The organism is Methylophaga frappieri, assembly GCF_000260965.1.
GTDB lineage: Bacteria > Pseudomonadota > Gammaproteobacteria > Nitrosococcales > Methylophagaceae > Methylophaga > Methylophaga frappieri.
Genome location: NC_017856.1, coordinates 1,537,470 through 1,554,559, shown reverse-complemented (window position 1 = coordinate 1,554,559; position 17,090 = coordinate 1,537,470). Strand labels below are relative to the sequence as shown.

Sequence of the window (17,090 nt, the reverse complement as noted above, 5' to 3'; positions counted from 1 at the left end):
CTGCTACGCACGAGACTGCTCGATACGCTTGGCGATCTCGTAAACCGCCTCCAGCTCCGAGCAGTTCTTCTCACGCATAATCGCTGCACGTTCAGCCTTCTCATGCTTTTCGGTCATGGCCAGGGCGAGCGATAAGGCTGGCGGTACGTTGCGGAACAGCGCTTCGACCTTGTCGGCCAGGACGACTCCTTCCACGTATTTTCCCGGCTCCTTGCGGGCAGACAACAGGAGGTTGCGCTGTTCGTCATTGAGATCCTTGAAGCGGGCGATCTGCTCCACCTCTTCTTTCGGCATGACCAGGCACAGCCACCACTCCATCATGTTGAGCATCTTGCGGCTGGCATCCGGAAAGTCTTCCAGATTCTGGGTGGCGATCCAGAACCAGGCACCGAGCTTGCGCCACATTTTGGTGATCTTGACCACGTAGCGCGCCAGCAAGGGATTGGTGGTAATGATGTGGCCTTCGTCAGTCACCACCAGCGTGGGCCGATCGTCATGTTGATGACGTTCCACCAGGTCATTGATATGGCTCATCATGGACAGGTAGGCGACGGTGAGCTGATCCTCGTAGCCCTCTCTGGCCAACATGCCCATTTCGAGGATAGTGACATCGGCTTCAGGCCAGGACTGTCCCGGCCGGTTGAAGAAGTGGCCCGCCAGGCCCGAACAGAACAACGCCATACCATCCCCCATTTCCAGGGCTCGATTACGCCGGTGTTCGGGCAATTCCCTGTTGGTGGCGATGGTCTGGAAGGCGTTGACCACATCCTGGGTAATCACCTGGGTTCGACTGGTCTCTTTCACGGTTTTTGCGGCAAGGAATATGGCATTGCGGATCAGCAGTCGGTCGGCCCGGGTCAATCGCGCGTCTTCGCGTTCATCGCCGCCGGTAATCATGATACGTGCAGCGATCTCCATTTCGCCGAGGATATCGCGACCGCCCCCTTCCTCCTCGATCTCATCATCTTCGTCTAACGTCTCCTCCATTGTGGATACATCGACATCGAGTGGATTAAACGCGTGACGCCGATCCAGAAGTCGAAGCGCATCGGCGAAAGGCGGCAGGCTAACATCGACATTAGGGTTCAGGGTGATCTGGTTCACTGACAGACCGTGATGCGCAAAATGCTGCCCCAGCAACGAAAACGAAGCCCCTGCCTCGATAATAAAAAACCGTGGCCGATGCCGTGCCATCATCTGCTGCAGCAGATATACCAACAGTGCCGACTTGCCCGCCCCCGTCGGCCCAAGGATCAGCATGTGGGCGTTTTTCTTACGGTCATCCCTGTGCAACGGGTCGAAGACCAGCGGTTCGGCGCCCCGGTTGTAGAACACCAGGCCGGGATGACCGGTGCCACGGGAACGGCCGTAGAACGGTACCATATTGGCAATATGCCGAGAGAAGATCAGCCGCGAGCGTCGGCGGGATTTGTCCAGGTCGGCGTCGTAGGCCATGGGCAGGTTACGGATGTAACTGTCGAGCGACAGCAGGTCAGCTTCCTGGGCAATGGGCTGCAGACCATTGGGCAAAAGCAGCGCGTGGAGACGATTCAAATTGTTCCGTAGCGCCTTTTGATTATCTCCGCGCACATAGAAGGCCATGCTCACGGGATACAGCTTGTTCCCCTGCGCCATTTCCCGCTCCACGTGTTCCGCATCTTCCCGGGTGATCGACGCCTCAGCGGAATCGCCTACCGAAGCACGCTTGATCTGGGCAATGTGATTGCGGGTAGTGTCTTGCGGTTTGAGCGTGAGAGTTATCGCCATGATGGTGTGCTCGGGTAAACGATCGAACAGCGAATACACCTGATCCCCGGCCTGGCGTTCCGCCGTGAAGTGCCCTATATCTGGCGCCCGCCGCAGACTTTGAATGGTCACCACCGTATGAGGCAAGTTATCGAAGAGCCAAGTCGCTGTTGTCTCGTCGGAACGGGGCATCGACAGGGTCAGCTGTTCGGCAAAGTCATAGCCGAAGGGTAAATTGTCATCGCCCGGATAGGGTGCCAACTGGAGCATTGATTCTGGATTACCGTCTGCCAGCGGTGGATTGGGATTGAACCAGCTCAGCAACCAATGATAAAACGCCTGACCATTGACCCGTTGGGCGTTGATTCCGGCAGAGGTCAGTGAGGCGATCCATTTGGTGGCCACGTCATTGAGCGCCTCCTCCACTTCAACAGCGGGTGGCATTTTGCCGTTGCTTTTCAAACGGCGGTAGAGCACAACGCGGATCCGCCGTTGCTGCCCCTGCCAACGCGAACCGGTGACGGTGGTATCGTCAAACAACCCACCCGGTCGGGAAATCGCTTGCAGGTGCTTCGACATCACCGACTGGTAATGTTGAGAGTAATCCGAAGCACGAACCGCCGGCGACGGATAACGGGCCAACGACTCATTGAATTGAGTTAGCCTGGGCTCGTCCTGCACATAGATCTGCAATACCCAAGGCGCATCGTCGCGCTCGGGAATGGCCTCGTTGATTGCCGTTTGAATGGCGTCACGCAGCTGGGTCATAAAGGCTGGCGTCCTTGCCTCACAACCGACCGGCTGCACCTCGAACAGCGCGCCGAGGCTGACCCCATCCTCTAACAGAAAAGCTCTACTCTCGGGAATGTATTCCATCCAAGGCAGCAAATCGGTAAACGACGGCGGGCGGGTATAGTGTTGTTTGACCGCGGCAGTGGTTAAGGGCGCACCCTCGGGAAGGTTAGGTTTATGTTTTGGCATCAAGCGTTCCTACTGATCCAACGTCGAATGATTGGCCGTTGCGGACGATTCACCAGGTACTTCCCCCGGCACTTCTCCCGGTAAGGCGTACTCCACCTTTTCATAGAAGGGAAAGGTGGTGACATAACCTGGTACCGGGGTGCGCTCACTGCCCGACAGGTGGGGAAAGATATACATCACCAGCGTAGGATTCGGCAGACGGGGAAATACCGTGTCGATTTCATTAGCGGCCTCTCGCACAAAGCCCTGGTAGTGGTCGATACCGGATTGCGGTAACGGCTGACCACCGATGACTCGCCGATGGTCTGGCTTCTGAACATCCACCATGTGCTGATCGTAAATGGACTTCATGGTCGGGCCGTCCTGCGGTAGTACTGTCTCTTTAGTACTGGCGCAGCCGACCATCAAGGCGCTAGTCCAGACCAGAACCAGTGGTAATCGTCGCTTGCTGGAAAAGATGGGTTTCATGATGAAGTTTCCTGCCGTTGGAATGGAAATCGATGGGGAGTTCATGATCAACGTGGATTGCCAGCTCGACACCGGCGGGCACGAAGACCGCATCGAAGCTCTGTGCCTGACGCTCCCGCAGCCACTGGGCGACTTCGTCGCTACCGCCGCTCAGGGTTTTGCCCAGTACGTATTTACCGGTCTCACCAGAGACCACACTGGTGGCCGAGCCTGAATCATTGATCAGCGTTGTGGTTTCGGCCTGTGCTGCCGCTTCACCAGCCGCTTCGAGAGCCATCACGCCAATGCGCTGTGTCAGGAATGCGGGTGCGTTGGTCTTGCGTTCGCCCGTGATACAAGGGATACCCCGTGCATCGGAGATCCAGCCCAGCGGTCTATCGCTGCTTCCACTGGAACCACCCCGTTGGTTGTCATCGCTGGAGAGGGTCTGAATGGTGCCGTCCTCGAACACGAAGGTCACCGATTCCAGCTTTCCGGTCACACAGGAGAGCGTCCAGTCGCCAACTGCCGTTCCACTCCAGATCATGCCTTCAATGCCTGGAATGCGCAGTCCATTGGCGGCGAGGTTTTCTTTGCCGGTAATCACCTTGAACGGCATGGGGTCGCGCACCTGTCCCTGAATCGGCACCCTGCCCACCAAGGCGGTCATGCCAGTTGATCCAATCAGGGTGGCATTGCGCGGCACGGTGTAGACCGGCAGAGCGGTATTGAGGGCTTCAGATCCTTTCGTTACCAGCGATTTCACTTCCGGACCGGCGCTATCTAACGCATTGCGGCTGCCGCGACTGAAGCGGTTGAGCATCGTCTCCTTATCATTGTCAGCTGACGGAGTGAGTTCGAGAGGGCTGACCCACACCAGCGATTCCGCTTCCGCAGATGATCCTCTGACACCATCCAGACCGAGCCCGACCGGAATATCAGAACCCGTGGAAGACCGCTGTGTCGATGATGTCCCAAAGCGGTTGGCCAGGGAATCCACCCTCGCCGTCAACGCGGCGATGGCCGACGTGGTTTCGCTTGGCGCGGCGTCGCTACGCTTTGCCTCCAAGGCTGTCTGCACTCTCGACAACACGTTGTTCTCGATCTGCTTTCGGTCTTCGATCAAATCGCGGTTTTCCTGTTTGAGTGCGGTGTTATCCCGGCGCAAGGCGTTGAGCTCCGAAGTCATGGCGCTGACATTGGCCGTCAGTGTCTTGATGGTATCCGCCGGGGTATCGGCATCCGGTTTCGGTGCCTGTGGCACGGCTTCCAACAGCTGGGGTTGATGGTCACTCGGGGAACAGGACTTCACCGCGACGACCACCGCCATCAGCACAACGGAACCGGCAAGAAGTGGTAACAAACGATTACTGGTGACCATCGACATGGTGGATTCCTATCCTCTCTCAAAGCGCCACATCAAAAGGCCGCATCAAAGCGCCGATCCGACACCAGATAGACGGCTGTGGTATCGGCCTCACTGCCAGCGGGTAACAGGCGATTGTGCTGAAAGGTTGCCGCCAGCCATGACCCGCGCAGTTCGCGTGGATCCAGCACGACGGGGCTTTGGGTACGATTGATCAGCTTGACGGCAGTGACGTAACGCAAACCCGCCTTCCAGGCAGCAACCGGCACGGCTTCGATCTTGCCGCCCACTACAAGATCGACCGGTTCGGGGTTTACGGGTACGGCAACCACGCCCGGCTGCCGGGGGATCAGTCGTGTTGGCGCATAGAGTTGTTGCGCGGCATACCGGGTTAAAGCGGCATAACCCAAAGACTGTGATTGCTTGTCCGAAGTTGACTGATCGGCACCAGCATCTTCCGACAAATCCTGTGGTGATTTCAGCAGTACCTGCACATCCGGCAATGATCGACCGCCTGCTCCGCCTGGCGCTGCTGAAATATCGAGGACGTAGATTGGGCCGTCGGTTTCCGAGCGCACCATGACACGGGTGGGCTCAAAGGCTTGCCTGGCCAACAGGTATAGAGTGCCGTTGATGCTTTGGCTGCGCAGCAACGGTGTCAGTGACTGCGGCAGGCCGATGCTCACCGAATCCGGAAAATGCACCTGGCGCTCTTCACCAACGACCAACGGAATTGCGATGGGCGCTTTGTTCCAGACAACGCGTTCTGGAACGTTCGGAGCCGCATCATCGACTTGTGCAAAGGACAGCAGCGGGAAACAGAGACCGAGCAAAGCGATCCATCTCAATGGCGTAAAGAAATCACGAGAATTCATTGGGAGGATTCCTTATTGGTAATGGCGCCAGTCACGCTGGGTTCAGCCAACTCGGCTTCGGTTAATCGACGCGGGCCGTCGCTAGAGTACCCATCGAGTGCCAGGCCCCAGGGATTGGTTTCCGGATCGATAGCCTGACGCACCACCCGAATCGGGTAGCGAATCGTGGTTTGCTTGACGGTCATGCCTTTCACGGACTCCAGCAGATCCAGATCCAGCCAGACAATCCAGACATCGGGCGATAACACATCGACGCGGCGCTCCTCGTAGCCGTGCCCCGGCACTTCATGGACACCGCGCACCCGGTAGGCCAACTCGCCGCGCCGGGCTTTGAGTTCCATATCGGCGATCAGGTCATTGCGGTAGCGCGGTGTCAGGTAGGGCGAGAGCCGAAAAATTGCGCTGCCGTAATCCGTTGCGCCGTTTTCTGGCCAGCGATTGAGCTGCTGGAAAATGTAGAACGCAAAGGCATAGACATTGGCCGGAGGCACTTCTTCGGCCGCCAGAACAGCACCCGACCGCAGATCAGGTGGCACATAAACACGCAGCTGCTTGGGTGCCTGGCTCCAGCCGATCCAGAGCGCGAGAATGATCATCCCTTGCAAGCCAATCACGACCCACAGGGAGCGCAAATGGGACCGCACGTTATCGATTTCGAGTCGGTAGCGGCGCATAGTGCGTTCTCCCTATATCCCAGGAACCGCTGCGTAGTACCCAGGGCGTGCGATACAGCCCCATCGTCTGCAGACGAATACGCAGCCATTGCTGGTAATAGCCTTCAGGCCGGCCGCGTTTGATACGCTGAAAGAGCGTCGCCAGAGTGACTACAGTGGCCACCACACCGACACCGGCAATACCAAAACCCATGGTGATGGCACCCAGCAACCAGGCCAGCAACAGACTGAGGGGCAGCCATATCACAATGGCTAACCCCACAATCATGCCCAGCTCAGAAGATGAGCAACCCTTAAAAATGGCGGGCTCGGCATTGAGCCGATCCGCCAGAATTTCATGGTCGTTGGACATTCGCGTCTCCTACGGCAAGTTGATATTGACGTCGGGTGTTAAATAACGCCGGCCGCTTCTGTGAGCAGATAGCTGGCAAAGATCAGCACGATCGCGCCGACAATCCCCAGCACACCGACTTCAGCCCACTCTGCCTTGCCCTGGCGAGCTTCATTGAATTTTGCGAAGCCTAGGTAGGCGATCCAGAGAAAACCCAGTACAGCGATGGCCAGTCCGAGTACCAAGCCGCCGTCTTTGATGTAGCCCTGAATCAAGCCGATCCAGTCACCCGCTGGCGGCGCCGTACTCGGCGCAACCGGCGTCGGCAACGCCGCCCAGAGCGGCAGTGGTAATAGCCCCGCGACCGCTGCCGATAGCGACTTGCGGATGGCAACAGATTTCTTGTTGAAACCGCTTTTTGTATTTGATGTGTCCATAACAAATGTCCTCTTCTGTAACGCTGATAAAAAGGGGAACCATCCCCGCATCCCACTGCGCTGCATCGCCGTTTGCCCTTACCGGACTTTCTCGGTCTCAACTCGATCGACTCACCGCAAATAGAAACCCAAAACCATCAACACAATGCTTGCCCGCAGGGTGCTCCAGGTCAGATCAAAGAGCGTGGCCTGCCCTTCCTGCCAGGCCCGAAAAGTTCCTAACGCTACCCAAATCACCCAGACAAACGCCAACACCAACACCATCGACGCGATGGCCGTCAGCATGGTGGCCGGGGTAATACCGGAACCGGCTTGAAAGGCTGTTTGTTGTGCGGCGTTCATGACGAGACCTATCGACGGTAATCGCCGCGCAATGGCGGAAATGAGCGAGGCTGAGCACGGGGAGAGTCGATGTGTGAATGGATGCCATCCTTGATCTGCTTCAGATCCTGACGCAGCCAGTCATAGCGAAATCGGATACGGGAATCCTGCTCGGCGTTGGCCTCGGCACGCTTGATTAATGACTCGAGGGCATTGAGCTCATGGATGACTTTGGCGAGCGCCTCGCGCTCGGCGCCTGCATTGGCAAAAGCCGCCGGCGTGACAACCAAGCCTATAATCAGAAAAGAAGGTAGCCAGAGATGGCGTTTCATGGCACTGCTGCTCCCGTGAGTTGTTACGGGGCATAGTGCGAGAATTAATGATGGGGGACGAGGGGAAATCTATTCGGTGGGTGGGGTGGTTTTTAATTCTAGATCGTCATTCAACAGTTGCTACCAGGAGGGATATTACTTGAGCAAACTATCCTCGAGATTCTGAATATGAATGTGAGCAAGAGACTGAGGTGATACCGCGATAGTTAGGGGGGGGGGAGACGACCCGCTCCTGCCGCCTGGTTACCCAACCCCCAATTGATATAGGAGCCGTGAAGGCGCTTGTGTGTGGGCTGCCAACAGCCATTAAGGGTAGAGCGGTGCGCCACGCCTAATATACTTCACGACTGCGCTTGGCGTCTAGCTCTTTACCGAGATCGAATTTGCCCCCCCATGCCGTAAACCAGTGGTCATTGGTCTTCTGAATAGCTGTAAGTGTTGTGGCATCCAGCCCGAAAAACTGGCCTATCGCGTCCTTAGTAGCGGTGCTAATGTAGGGGCATACAATCAAATCCAATAGAAGGATCATGGCTTCCGCATCATTGTGGCAATGCGCTCTCATATACTCGAGCTTACGAATGATGTGCTCTTCAGTGAAGGCCTTAAGTTTCGCATAGCGGACTTTATCCTTTATGTAAGACAACAGCACCGTAATGGAAAAATGACTCATGAATCCGACACGCTGATACTTGTGCGTGGCCTCTTCCTCCGTAATGAGAAAATGCCGCAGCAAGACTGACTCAGGTAGCCAATACTCTCGCCCGATTTGCGACAAAGAAATGAGAAGATATAAGCTTTCGACTTCACAATGAGCGTTCATCGCGTTCTTTTCCAGCTGTTGCAATACATTGTCATGGACGTATTTGAACAGCAAGTGCTTCAATTCATAAGGAAGTGAATTAACGCAGAGAAAGTCAATTGAGGCTGTAATCATCCGGCAAAGCCGAATCGTATGATTTACGCGCGGGTTTGCAGAATACACAAAAAATGCGAACTCCATAACCGCCAAAAGCGTTTTAAGTAGCTGCTTCTGGTCATGTATTGTTTTGTCACACGCCAGATAGGATTGAAAAAGTTTTTCGATTTTGTTTTCGGTAATAGCGAGAGTGTAATTCAGTAGCTCGCCGTAAGTGACAGACGTTTCTTTAATTACCGTCTTGAAGCGAATAATGAGCCGATTTGAATTTACGGGACATGCGAGCTTTATAGCCCCTGCCTCCTCAGGGTCCTCTACAACAACCTCTTCAGTGGCCGGATTGATTTCGTTATTCAATAGCGTTGATATGCGATTCTTGGCAATCGTGATTTCGGTGATGATGGGCTTTTGATAGTGCTTAATCTTGGAGGTATTAATACTTAACTTATTGACCTTCAAAAAAGCTTGCAGCGTTTCTATAATTTTTAACTGTGTAGACTCCTCATTGTAAAAAACAAAGTAGTCATCAACGTAACGAAAAATCTCATAATCAACTTTATGCGTAAGATTAGAGTCTTCGGACAGACGCTTCGAAAGCTCGACATCGACCGCCTGCAGGATAATCTCTGAAAAAATTCGGGAGAATTCTGGCCCGATCACAATCCCGTTGGTTTCATTGTGATTGAGGTTCTGCATCAATGTATCGAACAATCCACCGAACGTATGTTTGGATTCCGATAAACTGAACTTTGTCTGCGACTTTCCGAGCACAGCCCAAGGTAGAGAGTGAGTATAAATACTATCAAAGCATTTATTTACGTCTATTTGGACCATCGCGTCATATTTTTTCTCACATCGATGATATTTGTACGACTCAAAGAACTGGTGAATATTGCGGTACTTTTTGTAAACAAAATAAGAGCCAAGCTGTTCATATTCCTTGTCTTCTTCTTCCACACCGGCGACGGAATCCAGCTTTTCCTGATGCAATCTGTCATTGAAATATGCATGGCGAGATACCGAAACCGGCCGCCGAATCGAGAAGTCACTTAAAGAAGTGTAGTAAACAATTAGCGCGCTTTGCGCCGCATAGAAACTCGCGACCGCAACCTGATTGCGCGGATGCACGACACTTAGGGTTCGACCGTCGAGATTGTGAGAAATCTGGAAATTGAAAGGTATTGTTGTCATATTGCATTTTTTCAAACGAACATATCTACGCGTCTTCGTCCTCCCCCACTCGCTTAAAATTTCGGTTTCAATCGAGCCCTTGTCTTCGATGCCGAATAACAGTTGCATTGTTGCATCGAGATCATTGGTATCTGAAACCCAGCGAATACATCCATCATCAATCTCTATATCGTGATCTCTTAAAAATCGGTAAAAACCTCGATTGGAGAAGGTCGGAGGCACCTCAAACGGCAGCATATCCGTTAGAACGGATCGCTGCTTTCTATGGGTGAGAGTGGCACGCCGTTTACTCATATTTCCAAGCCTTTACTATCGTTTGCAGCTCACGCGAATTGAAATTATGAAAACGCCGAGTCTTAAAACCCTCCGTGAACTTGTAAGTTTTGAGCCGCTTCCGAAGACTTGCACGCTTAATCTTCGCCACACGTTTCTTCATTAGTTTATCCAGCATCTCGAAACTAGAGAGATCGTTTGCAATGGAATTGTTGTAATATATCCCCGTTGCCGCCCGTGACTTGCTATTCGAAAGGCGAGTGTTACCTGTTAGAAACTTTATTCGCGATACAAGAACACGATAAGCCCGCCTGGAGTCAGTGGAGCAGCTTTTCCAGTAGTCTTCAAATGCAGCGTTCATGCGGTTCTTATATTTCAGAATTTTCGCAGAACTGGCTTTAATTTGGCACTGGCCAGGCTGGACCAGAAATCGATAACCAAGGTACTCGAACTTCTTCGGCTCCTGCCTCTTCAGATCAAATTCATAAGTCTTGTCCAGATTGTGTGTCAGACCATTTTCTGCAAAAACTTTGATGACGTGATCTTTATATGAGCCAAGATCCGTGCCAGTGGGAGGACGCGCAAAGATCGCCACTACGTCATCGACAAAACGGCAGTAAAGAATAAGCCCTGGAATGGCGCGAATTGCCTTGTCAACTGGACGCAAGTAGAGTTCAGCTAAATAAGCGCTGATGCCTACACCCCTAGGGATACCGGTGGATGTTCCGGATAGAACCCCGTAGGAATCCAATACCTGATTAATGAACTTTTTTGAGGAAGGGCTTAGGAGCTGATCCTTATCAAGTTTCTTGATGAGCCTCTTTCTGTCAATACTTTCGTAGAACGTTGAGATGTCTGTCCGAACCATCTCAAAAGGAAATTTTGTCCCGACGGTATCACGCACTTGGCATACGAGATCGTGGCGATTGGCCTGTTTGACGCCATAAATCCGGTAGATATTACGCTGAAGCTGTTTGATGACAAAAAAGGTCTCTGGCTTCGAATCAATACAATAAACAAGCTTTCCCTTGGGTCCAGTCTTTTGGCTAAGTTCGATTTTGAAGCTAGGCTGCAGTACCTTGAGGCTAATATCATCCATTTTCTCGTCAATCGCAGCGGACTTTGTGGCTTTCAAATGGACGAGCTCAGCCTTTAGGGCGTCTAGATTCTGCTTGAAATCTTCAGCCTTGATGCTGGATTCTCTTGATCGATACGCACGAATTTCCTGAACTTTGTTGCGAACAGCGAGAGTATGGGGTTCGAGATCGGGAAAATAGAGACCTGCGAGATCAAGACCCTTCCGATTTTCACTATCATAGATACGTCGGAAATTTTCCGCAGTGAACATCTGATCAAGCATCTACACTTATCCTCCATTGATAAGCCACTCTTTGGCTAGAAAACTGGTGGCAATTCATTGCGCAATTTCGCTCATCATGACTCAAGGTTAAAACCTAATTTGCATTTCCATTACGTCTCATCACCTCTGTCACTTGAGCCGTCTGCCTGCTATCAATTTCCGCCCCATGAGCTCCACCAATCTTTGCTCTGAGATCTTCAACGCCAACCGCTTTCGTCAACGCGTCTAACGATGGACCTCTGTGGCTGCACGGCAAATTCGCTGCCTGTGCCCACGGAATGGCGGCTTTCTGACTGCAGAACACACCTTGAATTGGCGGCATTGATAAACCGTATCGGGCGACGTGATCCAGCAGGATCGGCCAGTCAAAACTGGCGTTGTGGATGACGATGAGTTGATCTTTCAGGTAGTCGGCAATCTGGTTCCATTGGGAATCAAAGGCATCAAATCCTGCAGCCTGTTCATTGGTAATACCGTGTATCGACTGCGCTTCTTCTGAAATGTGTTTTTGTGGCCGTGTTTTAAACTCGACGGATTCCGCTATCTCTCGATTTCTCACCACGGTGAAGCCAATCGTCACGATATCCGGCGGGCCGTTTTCGTCAGGGAGACCGGTGGTTTCGGTATCGAGGACGATGTAATCGTCCGGGAGTTGTGTGAAGATCCACAGCAGCTCTTTATACATTGCCATCACCTCCTGCCACTGCCATCGAGAGATTCGACGTTGACTATCGCCCCCTGGTCATAGTGGTAGCTCAGATAACGCCAGTGAATCGCATCGGACAGCGATCGGGCACGCATCACTCCGTAGCACTCCCCTTTTGCTCTCACGCTTTGGTAGTGAACACCGTAACTTTTAGCATCACGTAACGCGTAACCGAGCTGCTGGGCTTCGTCATAATGATCAAGGTCGTAGATGGCGTCTTCAAGCAGGTGACGGACATCGTGGAGAGTTGTCGGCCCCAACTGTGCGCGAATCACGCGCATTTCCTGGGTGGTCTTGTCGATTCGGGACTCACGCAGAAATCGCGCCCGGTGGTAGGACGATTCGGCGATGGCGACTGCTTCATCGGCAGCGCAGTAATAGATGCCGAAGTCCCGGTTGAAGCGACCACCTCGGCCATCCACTGGCGGGTGGGTAAAGGCCGCCATTATCCAGGATGCACCGTCACCGTAGACCCGGTCTTCCGGCGGCACCAGGCGAATATCACCAACTTCATCCCGTAGCCTGGGATTCGTCAGGGACTCGACGGCGTAGAGCACCTCCCAATCCTGTGGGCTGGAGACGCGTTCGAACAGGTGGATCTGCGGGTAGCGCGACAGTATGACCCGATAGACCGGTTCATTGACCTCGCTGCTGGGTAGCGTATCGATTGCAATCACCAGCCACCCCGCTCCGCATCAAGAAAATCCCTGACCACGGCCAGGTCGACCACCTGACCAGCGAGTATCCGGTCCAGCGGCGCCGTGCCATTGAACAGCGGGTTGTCGTTCGGTGTGGCCAGCCACTGGTCAGCCAGCACCTGATCAGGCAACAGGATTTGCAGGGACTTGTAGATCCCCAAAATGTAGCTGGCCCGTTCCAACAGGTCTCGCGTCAGCTTGGCCTTCTCGGGTTGGCTCTTCCAGTTATAGAGGGTCTTCTCATTGCTGAGCCCCAGTAGCGTCATCTGCTGGGCACCAGTGAGGCGCCACTGGCTGAAGATAGTGAAAATCGCCGGCAGCAGTGACCTGGTGACACTGGAACCACGTTGCAGCAGTTGTTCGGCTTGAGCGATCATGATTGCCTCCTAAACAGCATTCAGACTGTATCTTTACAGTGCTTAAATGCAGCCTAGCAGACTGTAACGGTACAGTCAACTGGCTCAATCACTTTGTATTAAAGGTACTTTTTAAAGGTACTGGCTGTGATGGTGACGGCGAAGGCAAAGGCCAGCGCGAATGGCAGGATGATCCAGGACGGGTGCAAACTGAACGGCAGCGCCAGGTACAACACCCAGGCCATGATGATCAGCGGTATGGCGGCTTTCTTGGCGTAGTGGTACACGAAAGAACTTTCCCTGCCGCCGCCCCAACGCCGCAGGTCGCGCCGCACCAGCCCATCCACCAGCGCTACCAGGGTGAACAGTCCAAATACCGGCGTGGCCAGCGTCAGGATGGCGAGTCGTACCGCAAAGACCTGGGTGATTTGCATACCCGCCAGCACATAGTCAGCGACGGGCCGGTAAAATCGGTGCAGTACCGGTCTCAGACCAGTCTCCTCCGCAGACGGTACCGGTGTGATCCAATGAATCAGATCCACGAGCCCCGTCCACTCGAAGGCAAACTGGTAGACGCGATCCGAGAGGTTACTGGCGAACACCATCGGCTGGGCGGTTAACCAGCTGCGATGAAAGTCGGTGCCGAGGAACTGCAATTCGTTCACCAGCATCTGTCGACTGTGGCCAAGTCCTTGCTCTTCCCACCAGAACACCATGCCGACCCACTCCACCAGAATGGAGAACAACAGGGAGAGAAACAGCCACTTGAGGCACTGGGCGATACCCGTCAGCAACCGGGATACGGTACCCGGCTGTGCAACCGGCCGTCGGGGATCACGGGGCTCCACCGTGCTCAAGCCTGCTCACCGGCGTCTGAGGGTCGGATCGCGGCCTCGGAGACTGCGTGCCACCAGTGGTCGGTGACCCGGTACCAGTGATCGTTGGTGATATAGCTGCGGCGCATGGCCTCGGCTATTGCCTCGAAGTCGTCGGGCATGGCCGTATCCTCGCGGTCGTCCGGCAATGGGATACGGATTTTCCACAGCTGGCCGCCTTCCAGCAGGGCGAAGGCCTGCCCTTTGGGCAGCGTGACCATATCGGCGGCAGTTAGCATCGGTACTTCCGAGACACTGATCCGGTCTTCGTTGCGGGATTTGAAGTCGACCCCGGAACCGGGATCCGACGAATCATCGACGCCAGAGACACTCATCAGGGTGAAGACTTCAACCCGCGGTAACTGCTCGGTCAGCATGGCGGCAGTATCCAACTCCTTCACTCGTAGCATCAGCATAGTGTTGAAGTTACCGGCCACCTGCCCCGCTTTGGCCCGACTACCGATACGCGCTTCGACGTCCGACCAGGTCTGGGTGTAGGCCGTGACCTGAAAGCCTGCCCCGCCCGCCTTGTTCAACAGCGGCACGAATTCATCACCGATCAACTCGTTGAACTCATCCGCATGCATAGAGATGGTGGGGGTCGAATGCCGCTGACGTTCTGATTCGGACGCATCAGCGCCATTGGCCGCGACGCCGTGCTTGTAGATATGCCCTGCCACAGACACCAAATCAGCAAACATGGAATTGCCCACTGCACTGGCGACCGTGGTATCGGTGAGCGCATCCAATCCCACATACACGATACCCTTGCGGCGCACCACATCCATCCATTCAAAGATCGGCCTCGCATCCTGCTCGTCCTGGTAATCCGGTGAGATCAACCCGGCGATGGTGCCGGTGGTCAGCTTTTCCATCAACGGGCCGACAGAGCTGACGATCTTGTCGAAATAAGTCTTATCGTATTTGAACGCGGAAATCAGCCCGTCCAGGACAGGGTCATAAATGGCCTTCTCCTGCAGCAAGCGCATGCAGGCGATGGCTTCCATCGACCGGCCACGCAGGGCATTGGGTAAATTGCGCTCTTTGATATCCGCCGCGCGCGCTTCAACCAGAGACGGCCAGGCTTCGATGTCGGCCACACCGGCGCAGTGCCCGGCGTATTCCACAAACAAGGGCTCAATGTCGTTGATGTAGCGACGGATCTGCTGGTAGTCCGGCCGGCGTTTCAGGGCCACCAAGGCGCGCGCAATGATATTCACGAAGCGCCAGGCGAACTCCTTGAAGGCAGCTGAGTTGCCCTCGTTGGGCAGCTGATTGGCGATGCGAGTCGCGACCTCGGTGATGCGGGAGAAGTTCCCGATGGCGTTGTAACGCGCCGACAGTTCCGGAAAACCGAGATGGAACAGATAAAAATCGTCCAGCCGACCGGCGCGCTTTGCCTCGGCGTAGATGCGACGCAACAGATCGGCATCCCCTTTCGGATCGAAGACAATGACGACATCACCCCGGCGGATGTCCTGGGTAATCAGCAGTTCCGCCAGGCGTGTCTTACCGACGCGCGTGGTGCCCAACACCAGCGTGTGCCCGACCCGTTCACCCAGATCCATCCACACTGGCTGCTCTTGCGGTTCAACCGCGTGCAGGGCGGGCTTACCGCCGACGGCCGGTAATGGCGCCAGCGGGTTCCAACGGCTGCGACTACGCAGAGCTTTGGTCAGCAAAGACAGGACTGGAATCGATTCCCAGGCAACTTCCTTTTGTCGCGCCCACTGGTAAAGCGTGCCCGGCTGAACGTAACGTTGAACCTCGGGCTTCAGGGTATCGCGCAGACGCTGAGTGTGTTGCTGGCTCCAGCGAAAGCCTTTGCCCAAAAACAGCTTATGGCGACTGACGGGAATCTGGTTGGCCCGCACTTGGTAATCCGGCAGCCGCTTCATGTGATGCTGGTAGCGCAATACACGCCATGCTTGACGGCTCCGCCACAAGCCAAAACCGAAAAAGGTCAGGCTGGTGGCCATTGCGATACCCGGTGGCATCATCAAGGCCCAGGGGGCGAGCCAGGCCAGTGTACCCGCCGCAAACGCCGTACAGGTGGACCACAACTCCACGGGAGGCCGCAACAGCGCTTCCATCGGATGCGAGCTCATTGCCGGATGCCATCACGGGTAATCAATACCGGGTAATGTTGAATACCCAATGCGGCGGCCAGATCACTCCCGGACCCCAGAGTGATGGATAAGTCCTGCGCCACTTCAGCAACCCGTCGAACATCCGCCTCGGTATCGGCTTGTACCAACATGCCCACCGCACCCAGGTCTTTGAGAGTGTCGTGGTGAGTCGCCAGCCATTGCAATGACAACGCATCCGAGCCGATGAGAAAGAAGGGGCGTGGATTCCCTTGCGCCAAACGCGCCAGGGCTTCGGGATTCAGTTGGCTATCGGCGGTATCGCCAACCGCCAATCCGGGTGACCGTATGGGCAATAAATTGCTGAGAGTCGCCGGACCGAGCAAGGACTTTGAAGATAGATTCTGGTTGTTCGATTCAGCCGGGGCGGTCGATTGAGTATTCTTCAACAAAAGTGGGCTGAGTAACGGCGCCAAGGGCCGGGTCTCACCACTGTCATAAATCACCGCCAGCTCAGCCAATACGGAGGAGTTCATGACCAGCCCGAGCACGAGGACTGGTAACGATCGTTGTTTACGGATTCTCAAAGCGTACCTCCTGTGATGTATCGGCCAACCGCATCCAGTGCGCCTTGACCCGCTGACCATAGCGATCAGCTCGGGCAGGATCGTTGGGTGCGTGATAGCAGCCGGCGCTTTGAATCCAGTGGGTGTGTTCGACGAAGCAGTCGCGCAGGATCGCGGCGGCCACACGCAGGTTGTGGTAGGGATCCAGCGCTTGCCAGGATGAACCCAGGACTGAACGGTGGTAACGCCAGCTGATTTGCATCAGCCCGATATCCACCGAGATTTTGGTTTCCGTCAACACCTTCTCCAAGGCCTGCCATGCCATCTGACGCGACAGGAAATAGTGTCCTTCCCCATCAATATTGAGAGCCCACGGCCAGGGGCGGAACTGTCCATCGCTAAGCGAGCTTTGTCCGCTCTCGGTCAAGGCCACCGCGTAGAGCAGGCCCGGAGGCAGGCCGTATTCGCTCGCGACTTGCTGATACCCCACTGGCACGGATTGCGACTGCGCGGCCGTCGACCACCACAGCAAACCGATGACACAAGGTATGA

18 protein-coding genes are annotated in these 17,090 nt (G+C 54.8%); all 18 read right to left on the bottom strand.

Going from position 1 to position 17,090, the window contains the following annotated elements; translation table 11 throughout:
• Window positions 1-3: 3 nt before the first annotated feature.
• The 18 genes from Q7C_RS07420 to Q7C_RS07335 all read right to left on the bottom strand — a co-directional run bounded on the left by Q7C_RS07420 (window position 4) and on the right by Q7C_RS07335 (window position 17,070).
• Window positions 4-2,727, bottom strand: coding sequence for a conjugative transfer ATPase (locus Q7C_RS07420; RefSeq protein WP_014704115.1), 2,724 nt, complete (start codon window positions 2,725-2,727; stop codon window positions 4-6).
• 9 nt (window positions 2,728-2,736) lie between these two features.
• On the bottom strand, window positions 2,737-3,195 hold the full coding sequence (locus Q7C_RS07415) for a TIGR03751 family conjugal transfer lipoprotein (RefSeq protein ID WP_151194740.1): 459 nt from the start codon (window positions 3,193-3,195) through the stop codon (window positions 2,737-2,739).
• Complete coding sequence (locus Q7C_RS07410) at window positions 3,140-4,561, bottom strand: TIGR03752 family integrating conjugative element protein (RefSeq protein ID WP_014704113.1); 1,422 nt, start codon at window positions 4,559-4,561, stop codon at window positions 3,140-3,142. The genes Q7C_RS07415 and Q7C_RS07410 overlap by 56 nt, the downstream gene beginning before the upstream one ends.
• A 32-nt stretch (window positions 4,562-4,593) precedes the next feature.
• Window positions 4,594-5,415 carry a TIGR03749 family integrating conjugative element protein gene (locus tag Q7C_RS07405; protein WP_014704112.1) on the bottom strand — a complete coding sequence of 274 codons (822 nt, stop codon included), beginning with the start codon at window positions 5,413-5,415 and terminating at the stop codon, window positions 4,594-4,596.
• Window positions 5,412-6,089: a PFL_4703 family integrating conjugative element protein gene (locus tag Q7C_RS07400; RefSeq protein WP_014704111.1), complete on the bottom strand. Its 678-nt coding sequence runs from the start codon at window positions 6,087-6,089 to the stop codon at window positions 5,412-5,414. The genes Q7C_RS07405 and Q7C_RS07400 overlap by 4 nt, the downstream gene beginning before the upstream one ends.
• Window positions 6,061-6,441 carry a TIGR03750 family conjugal transfer protein gene (locus Q7C_RS07395; protein ID WP_014704110.1) on the bottom strand — a complete coding sequence of 127 codons (381 nt, stop codon included), beginning with the start codon at window positions 6,439-6,441 and terminating at the stop codon, window positions 6,061-6,063. Before Q7C_RS07395 ends, Q7C_RS07400 begins: the two co-directional genes overlap by 29 nt.
• A 38-nt stretch (window positions 6,442-6,479) precedes the next feature.
• Window positions 6,480-6,857, bottom strand: a complete 378-nt coding sequence (locus Q7C_RS07390; protein ID WP_014704109.1) for a TIGR03745 family integrating conjugative element membrane protein — start codon at window positions 6,855-6,857, stop codon at window positions 6,480-6,482.
• 111 nt (window positions 6,858-6,968) lie between these two features.
• On the bottom strand, window positions 6,969-7,199 hold the full coding sequence (locus tag Q7C_RS07385) for a TIGR03758 family integrating conjugative element protein (RefSeq protein WP_014704108.1): 231 nt from the start codon (window positions 7,197-7,199) through the stop codon (window positions 6,969-6,971).
• 8 nt (window positions 7,200-7,207) lie between these two features.
• Window positions 7,208-7,510: an integrative conjugative element protein, RAQPRD family gene (locus Q7C_RS07380; RefSeq protein ID WP_014704107.1), complete on the bottom strand. Its 303-nt coding sequence runs from the start codon at window positions 7,508-7,510 to the stop codon at window positions 7,208-7,210.
• 331 nt (window positions 7,511-7,841) lie between these two features.
• Window positions 7,842-9,911, bottom strand: a complete 2,070-nt coding sequence (drt3b, locus tag Q7C_RS07375; RefSeq protein WP_014704106.1) for an antiviral reverse transcriptase Drt3b — start codon at window positions 9,909-9,911, stop codon at window positions 7,842-7,844.
• Window positions 9,904-11,250: an antiviral reverse transcriptase Drt3a gene (gene drt3a, locus Q7C_RS07370; protein WP_014704105.1), complete on the bottom strand. Its 1,347-nt coding sequence runs from the start codon at window positions 11,248-11,250 to the stop codon at window positions 9,904-9,906. The genes drt3b and drt3a overlap by 8 nt, the downstream gene beginning before the upstream one ends.
• Before the next feature lie 94 nt (window positions 11,251-11,344).
• The gene (locus Q7C_RS07365) at window positions 11,345-11,935 is read right to left on the bottom strand and encodes a 3'-5' exonuclease (protein WP_014704104.1); all 591 of its coding nucleotides are present in this window, start codon (window positions 11,933-11,935) and stop codon (window positions 11,345-11,347) included.
• A gap of 5 nt (window positions 11,936-11,940) precedes the next feature.
• A complete protein-coding gene (locus tag Q7C_RS07360; RefSeq protein WP_014704103.1) occupies window positions 11,941-12,633 on the bottom strand; it encodes an RES family NAD+ phosphorylase in 693 nt (230 codons plus the stop codon).
• On the bottom strand, window positions 12,630-13,031 hold the full coding sequence (locus tag Q7C_RS07355) for an MbcA/ParS/Xre antitoxin family protein (RefSeq protein ID WP_014704102.1): 402 nt from the start codon (window positions 13,029-13,031) through the stop codon (window positions 12,630-12,632). The genes Q7C_RS07360 and Q7C_RS07355 overlap by 4 nt, the downstream gene beginning before the upstream one ends.
• A 98-nt stretch (window positions 13,032-13,129) precedes the next feature.
• Window positions 13,130-13,858, bottom strand: coding sequence for a TIGR03747 family integrating conjugative element membrane protein (locus tag Q7C_RS07350; protein WP_014704101.1), 729 nt, complete (start codon window positions 13,856-13,858; stop codon window positions 13,130-13,132).
• Window positions 13,859-13,863: 5 nt separating this feature from the next.
• Window positions 13,864-15,978: a type IV conjugative transfer system coupling protein TraD gene (gene traD, locus Q7C_RS07345; protein ID WP_014704100.1), complete on the bottom strand. Its 2,115-nt coding sequence runs from the start codon at window positions 15,976-15,978 to the stop codon at window positions 13,864-13,866.
• A gap of 11 nt (window positions 15,979-15,989) precedes the next feature.
• A complete protein-coding gene (locus Q7C_RS07340) occupies window positions 15,990-16,559 on the bottom strand; it encodes an integrating conjugative element protein (RefSeq protein ID WP_202946498.1) in 570 nt (189 codons plus the stop codon).
• A complete protein-coding gene (locus Q7C_RS07335; RefSeq protein WP_202946497.1) occupies window positions 16,546-17,070 on the bottom strand; it encodes a lytic transglycosylase domain-containing protein in 525 nt (174 codons plus the stop codon). Before Q7C_RS07335 ends, Q7C_RS07340 begins: the two co-directional genes overlap by 14 nt.
• Between the last annotated feature and the right edge of the window lie 20 nt (window positions 17,071-17,090).

Excerpts from the sequence above, each read along its gene's own strand:
- Q7C_RS07420 (WP_014704115.1), bottom strand. The coding sequence starts at position 2,727 with ATGCCAAAACATAAACCTAACCTTCCCGAGGGTGCGCCCTTAACCACT.
- Q7C_RS07415 (WP_151194740.1), bottom strand. The coding sequence starts at position 3,195 with ATGAAACCCATCTTTTCCAGCAAGCGACGATTACCACTGGTTCTGGTC.
- Q7C_RS07410 (WP_014704113.1), bottom strand. The coding sequence starts at position 4,561 with ATGTCGATGGTCACCAGTAATCGTTTGTTACCACTTCTTGCCGGTTCC.
- Q7C_RS07405 (WP_014704112.1), bottom strand. The coding sequence starts at position 5,415 with ATGAATTCTCGTGATTTCTTTACGCCATTGAGATGGATCGCTTTGCTC.
- Q7C_RS07400 (WP_014704111.1), bottom strand. The coding sequence starts at position 6,089 with ATGCGCCGCTACCGACTCGAAATCGATAACGTGCGGTCCCATTTGCGC.
- Q7C_RS07395 (WP_014704110.1), bottom strand. The coding sequence starts at position 6,441 with ATGTCCAACGACCATGAAATTCTGGCGGATCGGCTCAATGCCGAGCCC.
- Q7C_RS07390 (WP_014704109.1), bottom strand. The coding sequence starts at position 6,857 with ATGGACACATCAAATACAAAAAGCGGTTTCAACAAGAAATCTGTTGCC.
- Q7C_RS07385 (WP_014704108.1), bottom strand. The coding sequence starts at position 7,199 with ATGAACGCCGCACAACAAACAGCCTTTCAAGCCGGTTCCGGTATTACC.
- Q7C_RS07380 (WP_014704107.1), bottom strand. The coding sequence starts at position 7,510 with ATGAAACGCCATCTCTGGCTACCTTCTTTTCTGATTATAGGCTTGGTT.
- drt3b (WP_014704106.1), bottom strand. The coding sequence starts at position 9,911 with ATGAGTAAACGGCGTGCCACTCTCACCCATAGAAAGCAGCGATCCGTT.
- drt3a (WP_014704105.1), bottom strand. The coding sequence starts at position 11,250 with ATGCTTGATCAGATGTTCACTGCGGAAAATTTCCGACGTATCTATGAT.
- Q7C_RS07365 (WP_014704104.1), bottom strand. The coding sequence starts at position 11,935 with ATGTATAAAGAGCTGCTGTGGATCTTCACACAACTCCCGGACGATTAC.
- Q7C_RS07355 (WP_014704102.1), bottom strand. The coding sequence starts at position 13,031 with ATGATCGCTCAAGCCGAACAACTGCTGCAACGTGGTTCCAGTGTCACC.
- traD (WP_014704100.1), bottom strand. The coding sequence starts at position 15,978 with ATGGAAGCGCTGTTGCGGCCTCCCGTGGAGTTGTGGTCCACCTGTACG.